The 13362-nt window shown below is 46.1% G+C and carries 13 protein-coding genes; all 13 read right to left on the bottom strand.

Features of this window, described 5'->3' with window-relative positions:
- Positions 1–10 precede the first annotated feature (10 nt).
- The 13 genes from ABEF84_RS02995 to ABEF84_RS02935 all read right to left on the bottom strand — a co-directional run bounded on the left by ABEF84_RS02995 (position 11) and on the right by ABEF84_RS02935 (position 13326).
- The gene (locus tag ABEF84_RS02995; RefSeq protein WP_034588973.1) at positions 11–2335 is read right to left on the bottom strand and encodes an MMPL family transporter; all 2325 of its coding nucleotides are present in this window, start codon (positions 2333–2335) and stop codon (positions 11–13) included.
- Positions 2310–2885 carry an outer membrane lipoprotein carrier protein LolA gene (locus tag ABEF84_RS02990; protein WP_227504175.1) on the bottom strand — a complete coding sequence of 192 codons (576 nt, stop codon included), beginning with the start codon at positions 2883–2885 and terminating at the stop codon, positions 2310–2312. The genes ABEF84_RS02995 and ABEF84_RS02990 overlap by 26 nt, the downstream gene beginning before the upstream one ends.
- A gap of 65 nt (positions 2886–2950) precedes the next feature.
- Positions 2951–3376 (bottom strand): thioesterase family protein, encoded by a 426-nt coding sequence (locus ABEF84_RS02985; RefSeq protein ID WP_034588975.1) that lies wholly within the window; start codon positions 3374–3376, stop codon positions 2951–2953.
- 16 nt (positions 3377–3392) lie between these two features.
- On the bottom strand, positions 3393–4919 hold the full coding sequence (gene hutH, locus ABEF84_RS02980; protein ID WP_034588978.1) for a histidine ammonia-lyase: 1527 nt from the start codon (positions 4917–4919) through the stop codon (positions 3393–3395).
- A 5-nt stretch (positions 4920–4924) separates the two neighbouring features.
- Positions 4925–5803 (bottom strand): acyltransferase, encoded by an 879-nt coding sequence (locus tag ABEF84_RS02975; protein ID WP_347454126.1) that lies wholly within the window; start codon positions 5801–5803, stop codon positions 4925–4927.
- Between the two features lie 55 nt (positions 5804–5858).
- The gene (locus ABEF84_RS02970) at positions 5859–6593 is read right to left on the bottom strand and encodes a glycosyltransferase family 2 protein (RefSeq protein ID WP_034588980.1); all 735 of its coding nucleotides are present in this window, start codon (positions 6591–6593) and stop codon (positions 5859–5861) included.
- Positions 6594–6597: 4 nt separating this feature from the next.
- Entirely contained in the window at positions 6598–8277 is a 1680-nt protein-coding gene (locus ABEF84_RS02965) for an AMP-binding protein (protein WP_034588982.1), read from the bottom strand.
- Positions 8278–8303: 26 nt separating this feature from the next.
- Positions 8304–8858: a septation protein IspZ gene (locus ABEF84_RS02960; RefSeq protein ID WP_034588983.1), complete on the bottom strand. Its 555-nt coding sequence runs from the start codon at positions 8856–8858 to the stop codon at positions 8304–8306.
- The gene (locus tag ABEF84_RS02955; RefSeq protein ID WP_034588986.1) at positions 8855–9103 is read right to left on the bottom strand and encodes an acyl carrier protein; all 249 of its coding nucleotides are present in this window, start codon (positions 9101–9103) and stop codon (positions 8855–8857) included. The genes ABEF84_RS02960 and ABEF84_RS02955 overlap by 4 nt, the downstream gene beginning before the upstream one ends.
- A gap of 9 nt (positions 9104–9112) precedes the next feature.
- The gene (locus tag ABEF84_RS02950; protein WP_034588987.1) at positions 9113–9373 is read right to left on the bottom strand and encodes a phosphopantetheine-binding protein; all 261 of its coding nucleotides are present in this window, start codon (positions 9371–9373) and stop codon (positions 9113–9115) included.
- Positions 9357–10169, bottom strand: coding sequence for a 1-acyl-sn-glycerol-3-phosphate acyltransferase (locus ABEF84_RS02945; RefSeq protein ID WP_034589017.1), 813 nt, complete (start codon positions 10167–10169; stop codon positions 9357–9359). The genes ABEF84_RS02950 and ABEF84_RS02945 overlap by 17 nt, the downstream gene beginning before the upstream one ends.
- Positions 10163–10786 carry a beta-ketoacyl synthase chain length factor gene (locus ABEF84_RS02940; RefSeq protein ID WP_034588990.1) on the bottom strand — a complete coding sequence of 208 codons (624 nt, stop codon included), beginning with the start codon at positions 10784–10786 and terminating at the stop codon, positions 10163–10165. The genes ABEF84_RS02945 and ABEF84_RS02940 overlap by 7 nt, the downstream gene beginning before the upstream one ends.
- A 230-nt stretch (positions 10787–11016) precedes the next feature.
- Entirely contained in the window at positions 11017–13326 is a 2310-nt protein-coding gene (locus tag ABEF84_RS02935) for a bifunctional (p)ppGpp synthetase/guanosine-3',5'-bis(diphosphate) 3'-pyrophosphohydrolase (RefSeq protein WP_034588993.1), read from the bottom strand.
- Positions 13327–13362: the final 36 nt, after the last annotated feature.

Below are 13362 nucleotides of genomic sequence, written 5' to 3'. Positions count from 1 at the left end.
CCTTTATTTTTCAGCGCTTCGGCTGATACTGCTCAATTACAACGTGCTTTTCATCTGATGAAGTAAATAACGTTGCATAAATAAATGCGAAAATAACGCCCAATAATACGGTCAGGCCAAAGCAATGAATGGCATAAGTCTGACTAAAGGACAATAATCCAAAACCAAAGAAGGTTGACATCATGCACAGGAACAATGCCATACCCACGACTTGAGGATGGTCATGCCCATGTCGGTAAAAAATTGCGTAATCCACCCCAATCCCGATGATCAGGAACGTGCCCATAATACTAAACAGGTTAATCTCGACACCGAGCCAGGCCTGAATGGCGAAGGTAGTCATCAATGCCATACTAACGGGCAAAATCAAAGGCAGGATGGATTTTTTGCCATACAGTGTGCCTAAGCCAATCGCCAAAATGATCAAAGCGATGACCAGCAGTTTCTGTGCATGTTCACGATGCTGTTTAAATAAGGTCGATAACTGGCTAACTGGACGAAGTAGCTGTACATTTGCTGAAGTCAGCTGTTCCAGTGCCTGAATATCCTTCACGTTTTGCAGCATGACCAGACGTTCGGTTGGACTCATCTGCAAGAATGCCAATGGATGATCTTTAAATTGGGCTGCGGTTATCAAAGGTTGATTTGCTAACTGTTGTTGCCAGCTCAGCACATCTGGGGCATTCAGTTGCATGGCTTCTGCATAGCTCACCAAATCTTGTTGGGGAATTTGCTGTAATAGTCTGATGTTTTGTTGTTGGGTTGCTATAGGTACTAGCCATTGTCCCAAAGCCTGTACTGCTTCGAGCTTACCTTGTTCTTGTAAACTGCTTAACTTGGCAAGAAGTGCTGTTTCATGCTGTTCCAGTTCTGCTGGGGTATACCCCCGCACAACAAAGTATTCACTGCCCTGCTGCTGCATAAAGCGTTCGCGCACATACTGGTCTTCCTGTTTCAGCTGCCGATCCATACTTTGCAGGTTACGGATATCATCATTACTTTTCAGGAAGAACAGGCTGCTACCAGTCACAACTAGAATGATGGCAATCAGACCATAACGTAGTGAGTTACGAGCCTGAATCCAATTCCGGGCTTTACCAATAAATGCCAGGGTCCGAATTGCAGGTTCGGCATTCAGTGCTGGCAAACGAGGCAGCAACAAGATACTGGTGATCCAGGCACCAGCCAAGCCAACCATGGAAAATACCGCGATCTGCTTAAAGCCTGGGAATGGGGTAAAACTTAGCACCACATAGGCCAAGAGTGTCGTCATCAGACCAACGAACAGGCTTGGCAATAAAGGCTTTAAGACTTCAAATCCATCGATATGACGATGCTGCGATTGCATCGCCATAAAATAGAAAGAAAAGTCGACACAGACCCCGATCAGACTGGCACCAAAGACCAATGTCATCAAGTGAATTTCACCAAATAAGGCATAGGTCGCAGCAAAAGCCACCAGACAGCCGGTTCCGACAGCGATCATTTCGGTCAGCATTGGGCGAATGGAACGGAAGCCGAACCAAACCAGCAATAAAATGCCGAGTGTCGATCCCACACCAATGGTGGAGATTTCTTCTTTGGCCGAAGTGGTTCCGAACTGGGCAAACAGTAATGTCCCAGTCCAATGTAGCTGTACTTTAAGTGATTTTAACTGCTCATTAGCTTGCTGAATAAAGGCAGAAGTCTGTTCCTGATAATCAATATTATAAGGGCTGTTATTCAACTGTAGAACGATCAGGCGTGATAAGCCTTGATCATCATGTATGGTGGCAAAGCCCTGCTCCAGCTGAATGTCATTATTGCCCTGCAAACCACTCAGCCCAATGGCATAACGTGGAAACAGTAAAAGTGGATCCTGCTGCAATAGCTCTGCGGTGATCGGCATGCCCGGACTCATCAGTTGCAGCATACTCTGTTCTGTTAATGACTGATGGTCCTGCTGTTGCAGCAGCTCACGGTCCTGTGCAGAAAGCAAACCGGCTCGATGCTGGAACAGAATTTGGGCAAACTTTTGCTGATCGATTTGTGCCTGAACTGGCTGAAACAGCTGGCTCTGACCGACTTGCTTACGCAGTAAAGCTGTTGCCTGATTCAGGCTAAGCTCATCCGGAGCATCGAGTACCACAAAGACCTTGTCATTCAGCTGTTCACTGACATACTGCTGCGCCCGTTCCAGATCGGCATCCTGATGTGCTTCTGGCAGCAAGGCAAAGATATTGGTCTGGATACGAATATCCTGACGCAACCAGGCCGTCCCGAGTGCAATCGCGATCACACTCAGGATCACCAGCCACAGTGCGGTAAACTTATTTTGCCAGCTGGAAAAGCGCATTTTCTGCTGCCGTTAAGCTTTGTGGCTGAGCCGTTTGCTGGCTAAAACGAATGGTGGTGCTATTCCTTGCCTGCTCATGAATCACAATCTGATTCACATAACGCTGACCTTGTGCATCTACCTGAATAAACAGTTTTTTAAACAGGCTGCTTTTCGGTTTCAGCGTCACATTCCACTCTGCCGGTGTATAACGTGCTGAGACCACGGTAAAGTTTTTGGCCAACGCTGCTTCATTGCCTGACATCAGCTGTAGGAACATGGTGGCGACTGAACCATACGGGGTTTTGTCGACTTCAATCTGACTGGAAGTGCGCTGGGTTTTCTGCACCAATTTTTTCTGGGTCACAATCAGATCGGCTTTGACTGGACTTTGAATTTGCCATAGTACACCCTGATTTTTATGGAATAGGATCGTGCCTTTGGATACATAGGTCTTGTTCAGTGAAGCCAGTTTTTTGTGCTGTTCAAAATTAGCCCGTACCACAGGTGTTGCTGACAGCTGAGTGAACACCTGCTGTAGCTGAGTATTTTGCGCATGTGCTACCGGCATGCTGAGAGTTAAGCTGACAGCCGCACAGCTACATGCTGCTGCGAATTTCATCTGTTGCAAGAATTTCATTGTGCATTGGCCTGAAACGCTGACCACGCATAAAGGCGGTCAAATAAAATCTGAGGAGACTGGAAACACATTTCCCGGGTTTCTATGTCTACAGCCACTTGAGTGGTATAACCCTTGGTCAGCCGTTTGCCGCTTTCAGCATCAAAAATCTGATATTCAATTTTCAGACGATTTTCCCATTCTTTCAGAATCGCCCGAACACGAATTTTTTGTTCAAACAAGATGCCATGCGCATAACGCACATGACTTTCAATCACTGGCCATGCATAGCCTGATTCACGCATCTGGTTATAGTTGTACTGAAATTGATCCAGCAACTTGCAGCGGGCAATTTCAAAATACTTCAGATAATGTCCATGCCACACCACATTCATGGTGTCCACATCATGAAAAGGCACTTCTATGATCACATCGGCATGCATGACGAATTTCCTGTGTTTAAGATAGGATGGCGCTGCTGAACAGCTCCAGATTTTCAAAACGGTCAACCAAAGTTTGCAGCTCCTGCTGCAACGGGCGATCTTCCTCCACATATTTGAAGGACTGAAGAACCCATTGTTGGAATGCAGTTAAAACTGGGGTTAATTCTGTATCTAGACCTTTTAGCCAGACTGCCTGCACACAGGCACAGCTCAACGCAGCAATCACCTGTTCAGTCAGAAGAATCACACGGCTAGCATCACGTGCAGCAATGGTACCCATACTGACCTTGTCCTGGTTATGGCATTCTGTAGAACGTGAAAAAATTGAAGCTGAAATGGTCTGTTTTAAGGCTTCTGCCGTCCATGCAGAAACACCAATCTGTACGGCTTTAAATCCATGATTCAGCGGTAAGCGCTCAAGGCTAGAACCCGTCAGGTTACGTGGTAGACCATTATTCATCTTGTAATCTACCAGTTGTGCCAGCTGACGATCCATCAGGTCGGCAATATTGGCAATCATGATCTTAAGACTGTCCATGGCTTGAGCAATATGCCCACCATAGAAATGCCCGCCATGTAAGACACGCAGATTCACTGGATCAATCAAAGGATTGTCATTACTGGAGTTCAACTCATTTTCAATAAACTGACGCAGCCAGACTTTAGAATCTTCAAATACGCCAATGATATGCGGTGCACAGCGCAAAGAATAACGGTCTTGCAGACGTGAGCTTTGATGTTCAGTTTGTACTTCACTATTCAGCCAGTCACGCAGTTGTGCCGCAATATTTTGTTGTCCCGGATGCGGTTTTTGGGCAAACAAGATTTCATCAAAATGGCTTGGATTTCCTTCTAGCGCCAGCACATTCATCGCGGTGATTAAAGTACTAGTTAGGGAAATCTGCTCTGCCTTTTTATAGTTGAGGCAAGCAATTGCAGTCATCACGGCTGTTCCATTCATCAGTGCTAGACCTTCTTTAGGACGCATCACATGCGGCTGCAGGCCTTTGGCTGCATATACCTCAGCAATTGGAATGATTTTGCCTTGCCAATACACATCCCGCTCACCGACCAGTGCACCAGCAATATAAGACAATGGCGTTAGGTCACCACTGGCTCCAACCGAACCTTCCGAAGGAATCACCGGAATGACATTTTCATTCAGCATCCAGACCAGGCGTTCCAGCAAAACATATGAAACACCGGAATAACCACGTGCCAGTGAACACAAGCGGGTGACGACTACGGCACGTGCAGTAATCAGATCCAGATTCTGGCCTAGGCCGCAACCATGAAAGCGGGACAGATGTAGAGGCAGTTCATTGACCTGATGCGGAGGAATTTCGACCAGACAGGAATCACCATAACCGGTGGTCACACCATAAATGACGCCTTCTTCTTCCAGAAGTTGATCCAGAAAGTCAGCTCCACGCTGGATCAGCTCACGCCATTCCTCTGAACTTGGTAAAGCGACCTTTTTTTCCTGACGTGCTACTGCCACCACATCTTCAATGGTCAGTGCAGTTTCCCCTACAATCAACACCCGTCTTACCCTCTATCCCAAAAATTATAAAAATTGAACCATTGATATGGCGCACGCATACAATGTTGTTCTAATAAAGCCACATAACTACGCGTCACCTGTTGCATAGACTGCAGGCGGGTCTTACGTGGAAAATTGAGTTGCTCTGCAACCGAATGGATATGCACTTCAAAATGCTGCTGCATGCGATAGCAAAATACAGCCAATACCGGTGCCTTGAGTAAACTTGCCAAGATCCATACGCCTTGAGGCCATTGGGCTGGCTGCCCTAAAAAATCAACCGTTTGCACACGATCAGACTGTACCGGCACACGGTCTGCTGCCACGATAATCCATTCACCCTGATCCAGTTTTTCCTGGAGAATTAACGCGGTTTCCATACCCAATTCATCAACTGAAATCAGGTTGACATCGGCGTGATCATTCAGCTTTTTCAGAAATTGGTTAAACTTGGTGGCATGCTTCTGATAGACCAGCACATTAATCTTCTGCGGATGTTCTGACTTGATGGCACGCAGCAATTCAATATTGCCAAAATGCGATACGACAATCACTGCGCCTTTTTGGTAATGGTTGCGGAAATGCTCATGACCATGCAGCTTTAATTGCTGTTCAGGAATATGCCCCAGCCAGCCTTCAATCTTGTCGAGAATGCATTCTCCGAACTGCATTAAATGCGTATAGGTGTTAGGCAAGCCTGGTAAAGTCTTAAAAGGAGATTGGTTGCCAACAAAATGATGCAGGCTTTGCAGATATTGTAGTGATGCCTGACGTGCAGTATTGGAAAATAGCCAGTACCACATAATTACGAAGTACAACACGATACGACATAACCATCTGCCGCCCAGGCGATAAAAACCCAGCATCAACATCAATGGCAACATGCCACCACGCTCGCGGATGGCATTCCATTTTTTAGCCTGAGCGTCTGCCACCGGATTAACCTTTCACCTTGTGATAAACCAGTTTAGGTAAACGAACTAACATCCCCGCAAACAGGCGTGAATGTGCCTTGGTTAGGCCCACATTGTCTCGCCACACATTAAAGTGTGAGATGCCATTTTCAGGATAGATCACCCGAGTCGGTACATTCACAAATGGTACATTGTCCCATTTCAGGCGCACCAGAATTTCGGTATCAAAGCCCATACGTGGCTGGAATTTTGCGGTTTTCAGAATTTTGACCGTGCTCGCCAGTGGATAGACCCGGAAACCGCACATACTGTCCTTGATATCAAACGACAGGCTATTAATCCACACCCAGATATGCGTTGCATAACGGCCATAGAGACGCTTTTTCGGCACGGATTCATCAAACACTGGCTGACCAATCACCATTGCTTCCGGGTTCTGCTGTGAAGCGTCCAGAAAACGCTGTACATCTTGCCAGTCATGCTGACCATCAGAGTCCAGCTGCAAAGCATGGCTAAAGCCACGTTCAGCAGTATGGAACAGACCAGTGATGACCGCTTTACCTTTACCTTGATTGACCTCGTGCTCAACTAGATCAACCAGTTCGTTTTCAGCAGCAATCTGACGCAACAACTGAGTACACTCCGCCCCACTGCCATCATTCACCATAATGATCGGCAGCTGAAAGCTATTCAAATGCTGGACTAAGGCATGCAGATAATGCGGGTGGTTATATACCGGAATTACAAAACATTGTTTCATCAGTTCAGCCTGTCACCTGTGGTTGTTGCTGTTCCAGCGCAAAGAGTAGACGACCGGATGCCAAAGTTTTATCTCTGAGTTGCAGCTCAAAACTGACTTTATGCGCTTTACGCTTCAAAGTGAGATGAACTGCCATATAGGGACGAATCAAATCCTGGAATTTTAACTGTTCAAAACCACTACACCAGTGCAAATCTGCCCAATTTTGTCGCGCAAAATGCTGGATAAAGCCAATCTGCCCCACACCCGGATATATCGGATGACCCGGGAAATGCCCCTTGAAACATTCCAGTTCTGGTGTGAATTCAAGCTGGTAGGAGATTTGATCTTCATCCACCTGATGTTCAAGCACTACGGGTAATTGCATCGGAGAAAACAACGATTTCAAATATTGTTTATTTAGCTTGGACTGCGCATTTTGCGGCATCTGGCTCAAGAAGCGCCACTGACGTGGAATCGCCATGCTTTCTAGTTTATTTACTAGCTGGGCTTTTAATTGCGCCGCAAATTTGGCCTTACCTAAAGCAATTAGTTCTGCACGTGCAGCCTCAGTCAAAACCACAACTGCTGCAAGGATCTGACGGTGTTCTTTTTCATACACTAGCACATGACTCTGCTGCACGCCTTCCACAGTTAACAGGCTTTGCTCGATGGCATCCAGACTTAAGCGTTTTTCTTCTAGCTTTACAATCCGGTCCAAACGCCCTAATAACTTGAATGTCGACTTTAGGTTCTCTGAGTCAGTCAGTTCAACCTTATCACCCGTCAAAATCCAGTCTTGACTATAGGCATGATCAGCACGAACCACGAGTTCACTCTGTTCCCCTGTGCCAACTTCAACGTTGGCAAAAGGCGTCCATAAGGCATCATCCGCCTGTCGATGGGCAATCCCTCCAGTTTCTGAGCTGCCAAAAACTTCAGTGATTGGGCTGTTCAGATAAGGACGTACGCCTGCATCCAGCTTGCCCCCGGATGAATAGACCAGCAGGCAATCTTGCAACAGCACATCTGTAGTCCAGCGTTTTAAAAGGGCTGGACTGGAAATCACGTAGTTTGGTCGCTGGAATCCAGCAATTTTCTGCTGAATATCAGCTACATCTTCAGGAAAGGCCAGCTGATGCTGGTAAAAACTGCGACCACTGGCTAAAGGCCACAATAATTTAAATAGCAAGCCATAAATATGCTGATGACTGACGGTGGCAATCGCAATCGTATCTGCTGGCAGGCTAAAGCTGGCATCCAGCCCTGCAACTTCATTAAAAAGTTGTTCTAAGGTACGTGGAATTTTTTTTGGCTGACCGGTAGAACCCGAAGTATAGAAATAGACTTGAGCTTGACTTAAAAATGCATCATCCAAATTCAACTGGATCGCATCAGAATCATGTTGTAGCTCAAAACGCTTTAGAAAATGAATCTGTTCAGCTGCCAGTTCTCGTTCCAGTTCACTGACCCGGTTCGGGGGCAACAGGACTTGCTTCCCTGCTTGTAGCGCTGCGAAGAAGAGCACCAGAAACTCATAGCTATCTTGCTCCCAAAGCGCCCAAATAGAAGAAGCTAAAGGCTGAATCTGAGCCGCCTGCTGTTGTACATCCTGCCAGAAATTCTGAAAAGAAACAGGCGTCAGATCTGCTTTTACACAAAGCAGGCGTGATGAATTTACATGGTGCTTAAAGTGACAAGACATACTCATTCGCTAATAATTCTTTCGTACTATTCTTGCTGCTGATGCAGACGTTGCTGCCGCTTACGCAAGACATATTCCCCAAGTAACAAACTTCCCATGAACATATAGGAGATAAAACCGTTATACAGCGCCCAAATCCGTGTTGGCGCAAAATATACGGTATACAGGGCAATGGCGGCATTCAAAATAAAAAAACCACACCAGACTACAGTGACCTTTTTAGTCCAGACCACGCCTTCAGGCGGTAAATCTGGCTCTGCCAATCGAGCAAAGCGTTCAATCATCGAAGGTGGTCGAAGCAATGTACTGGCAAAAATCATACATGAGCCAATGCTCATAAAAACCGGATAAAGCTTTAGCCAGTTTTGATCTTTCAGAATCAAGCTAAGACCACCACATAAAATTGCAAATCCGGTCAAGGGCCACAGTAAAGTATTGCCTTTGCTGAATAGTCGCAGTGCTCCCAGCACAATCAGCAATATACTGATCCAGGCAAAATATCCTTGTGCCAGTCCATAGCCCACTAAAAAGGGATAGAGCACCAAACCGGTAATCACTATCCCTCTTAGAAGATGTTTCATGCAGCTGACATGTTCTGGATGACAGTAACCACATCCTGAACCGTACGGACATTTTTAAAGTCCTCCGGATTCACTTGTTTACCCGTCAACTCTTTGATTTTCACGACCAAGTCGATCGCATCAATACTGTCAACATCTAGATCAGTTGCCAAGTTAGAGTTAAGCTGCACATCTTCAGGTTCGATTTCAAAAAGCTCTTCCATCCACTCGCGCAGTTTTTCGAGTACTTGTTCTTGAGTAAGCATTGCAACCTCTTATGCTGTCTGTTGTGCTTCAACCAAAGCAACCAGGCTTTGAATTGATTGGAAATGCTGTTTGGTCTCAGCTGATTCCGCATTCAAGTGAATGTTATAACGTTTTTTCAGCGCCAAACCGAGTTCGAGAGCATCAATTGAGTCGAGTCCCAGACCATCTCCGAACAAAGGCGCTTCGGTTTCAATATCATCCACTGTGATGTATTCAAGCGCGAGAACATCAATAATCATTTGCTTTAATTCATCAGCAAGATTGCTCATTTTTCAATAACTCTTGGTTAAAAAACTGCTGTAATTTTTGACTCAGGTGACGGACATTTTTCTGATTCACAGAAACATCATCAATCAGCTCATCAATCTCTAAGGCATCCAGTACCCGAACCTTGATATGAAAAGGTTCTGATGGAATGTGATACCACTTTTCATTTTTGGTCAATGTCGACGGCGTACAGCTAATCATCACTGGACGAATAGGCACATGGGCACGGAGCGCAATATTAGCAGCTCCACGCTGAAAGTCATTCAATAATTGACCTTTGGCAGTACGTGTGCCTTCCGGAAAAATTAGCAAAGAAGCAGCTCGGTCTTCTTGCAGACGGCTGACACAATCCTGAATGAACTGCTCCGATCCTGCATTCAGGATATAACCGGCGTTCTGCACCGGTCCCTTAGTAAACGGGTTCGCCCAAAGTGCCTGCTTGACCACACAGTTGGCGCGTTCCATCAACCCGATCAGCACCACCACATCAATTAGGGTTGGATGATTAGCAATCACTAGTTCCTGATGACTATGTTCCAGCTTTTCCAGCCCTTCGACTTCATAGGTCATGATACCCAGCTTGACCATCATTTCCGTAAAGCCCTTAAAGCTGTACTTGATCAGCTGCTGGGTCTTTTGCTGGCGTAACTCAGGGTCCTGTTCTGTCAGTTTAATAATTGGAGCAAGCAGGCTACCAATCGCAATTCCGCCTATCCCAAAACTGGCGAAACTAAAGCCTGTCGCACCAACACGCCAGACATAATTGGCTTTTTGTTTAATCTGCTGCAATTTCAACATTTTTGCCACGCAAGTTTGCTGTGCTCTGAACCCTGCCAGAAAGCCTGAAAAGTCTGTGCTTCCTGAAAATAGTAAGCAGGTGCGGAATATTGGGAAAGATCAATTTCAAGATTGGGTTGATTCAAAGACAAGACAGCCGCCATGGAAAAGGCATCGAATACCTGAAAATCACGATAGATCACCGGTAGAGGCTCATCATAATATACCACAAGCACCCGTACATTTTGGTTCTGGCAAGTTTTTAACCAGGCATAGGCCTCAACCAAGGCATCATTCCATGACCCTGCCAGACTAGTCGCTGGGGTCGCATCCTGACACAGAATTGAATACAGTCCTGAAATGGCATTATGCACAGAAGTAGAAAACTGGGTCGGTGATGGGGTTTGGTCCTGCAGGACATCATTCAAGATACTAAGGGTTTTGTGCTCATCGCCATATTGAGATACCCAAATAATATAGTCGACGCTTTGACCTTCTAGTGCTTGGATCGCACTATTCAGCGCGATTTTTGCAATTGCAGATAATCGACGGCGCTGCATAGCGGGAATTTTTTCCAAGGCAGGATATGTCGTGTTTGCCTGACTCTGTATCAGGTCAGACATGTGAAGTCTGATCATATATGCCTACCCTCACCGTATGAAAATTATTTCAAGAAAACTTTCAATTTTTAAATGAGGCAAATTATACCATTGGTTATTATTTTCCAACAAAAAATATATTGCATATTATCAAATAACTATAAGTGAATTTTTAGGATAGCTTGAATTCTCTTTCTTATTCACATGCTCTAAATAAAAAAGCCCGCCAATCTAGGGTGAGCTTTTTCTAGGCAAATCGATCAGTACAATTAACTACCTTGCACCAAACGACGGGCACTGATAATACCCGGCTGCTGTTCCAAACGTGCCAGCAGCTTGGACAACTGTGCCAAACCTTTAACTTCGATCAGCAGTTTCATATTGGCAATACCATCCGCTTCGGAAATGGTATTCACCTGACGGATATTGATCTGATCGGCGAAGATCACCTGGGTCAAGTCTTTCAACAGGCCACGGCGGTCATAAGCTTCCACCACAATCTGTACGCTTTGACCACGGGTCGGCTGCATTTCCCAATCCGCTTCTACCGCACGTTCTGGTTCCTGCGAAATCATACGCACATAATCCGGACAAGCCACCTTATGGATGCTCACCCCACGATTTAGCGTGATATAACCCGCAATAGACTCACCATGTACTGGCTGACAGCATTGAGCGACATGTAGTTCCACATTATCCAGACCATCAATCAGGATACCATGTGCAGAAAGTGTATGACTGGCACGTGGATTCAGCGCTGGCTTCAACACCAGCTCAGGCTCATCCTGATCCAGATGCATATGACGATTCACCTGATTAATCAGGGCATGCAGGCTGATATCCCCATTGACCAGACCAATCAGGATATCTTCACCGGTTTTAACATTGAAGTGGCTGCAATAATCTCCCAAATCGATTGATTTCGGGTGAATCGCCAGACGTGAAAGTTCTTTATTGAGAATTTCACGCCCCACTTCCAGATTCTTGCTACGATCCTGCTGACGGAACCAGTGACGCAGTTTGTCACGTGCACGGGCTGTCTTGATATAACCAAGCGAGTTCACCAGCCAGTCACGGTTTGGCTCACGGTCTTTCTTGGTCAGAATCTCGACCTGCTCACCGGTTTTCAGGGTATAGGTCAGCGGCACATAACGCTGGTTCACGCGTGCTGCATAGCACTTGTTCCCAACTTCGGTATGTACGTGATAGGCAAAATCCAGAACCGTTGAACCACGTGGTAGTTCCTTGATATCACCATCACGGCTGAATACATAGATTTTTTCAAAGCCTTCAAAATCCTGAATCTGTTCAAGATTCTCAGCTTCCGCTTCTTCCTCTTTATGCGCACTAGCCTCATTACGCTCCTGGTAATGCTCCAGTACCGCACGTAGGGAATGCAAACGATGATTGAAGGAATGGTCGGTAGTTTTCGCACCTTCCTTATAGTTGAAGTGCGAACATACGCCTAGCTCCGCCTCCTCATGCATGGCATGGGTACGGATTTGCACTTCCAGCGATTTGTTTTCTGCAATGACTGCAGTATGCAGCGAGCGATAACCATTGGCTTTCGGGTTGGTAATATAGTCATCGAACTGGTGCGGAATATGACGCCAAATCTGATGCACAATCCCGAGAGTGTGATAACACTCAGGTACTGAATTCACCAGTACACGAACGGCACGGATATCATAGAGCTGGTCAAAACTCAGGTTTTTACTCTTCATTTTTCGATAAATCGAATAAATGTGTTTAACCCGGCCGCTGATCTCGGCCTCAATGCCGTTTTGTGCCAGCTCAGTACGCAGTTTTTCAATCACAAACTGAATGTACTGTTCACGCTCCAAACGCTTTTCATTCAGCAATGACGCGATTTCTTTATAGCGTTCTGGTGCCAGGTAACGGAAAGCCAGATCTTCCAGCTCCCATTTCAGCTGGGCAATACCCAAACGGTGTGCCAGTGGCGAGTAGATGGTTAGAATCTCGCGTGCCACACGCTCCTGACGATCCCGTGGTGATTTCGCCAGTTCACGCAGTGCATAGGTACGTTCCGCCAGTTTGATCAGCACGACACGGACATCTTCCGTCACCGAGATCAGCATTTTATAAATGCCGGTGAGATGTTCCCGTTGGTTATTATTGAAATGGTCTTCCAGGCGCTTGTTGTTCTCAATCAATTCAGAAAGTTTACCCATCGACAGGGTACCTTTGACCAAGGCATGTACCTGATCGCCGAATTTTTCCTGCACTTCCTGCAGCGAAGTCACCCCTTCACGTACCGAACGATATAGCATGGCTGCGGACAAGGTATCCTCATCCACATGCAGGTGCGCCAGAATATCTGCCATTTCAATACCCGTATAGAAGGTATTGGAACGATGTTGAACCGTGGTTTCTAGCTCTTTTTCTAATGTCAAATGGGCAACTTCTTCGAGCTGCTTCAGTGGAGCCCCATCTAAAATGCCACGCACACGATCCAGCCATTCGGTCAGATCCTGTTGGGCTTGATCGGCATGCTCTACAGTCGTTTCCTGAGACAACTCATTTAGTCGGCCAGGTAATTGTTCACGCACTGTGACCATGCCACTCTCCTACTTTTATATACATCATCTCTTTAA

The organism is Acinetobacter sp. ANC 7912, assembly GCF_039862785.1.
Lineage (GTDB): Bacteria > Pseudomonadota > Gammaproteobacteria > Pseudomonadales > Moraxellaceae > Acinetobacter > Acinetobacter thermotolerans.
Note: the sequence above shows the minus strand (reverse complement) of the source record. Positions and strands in the feature narration are given on the sequence as shown.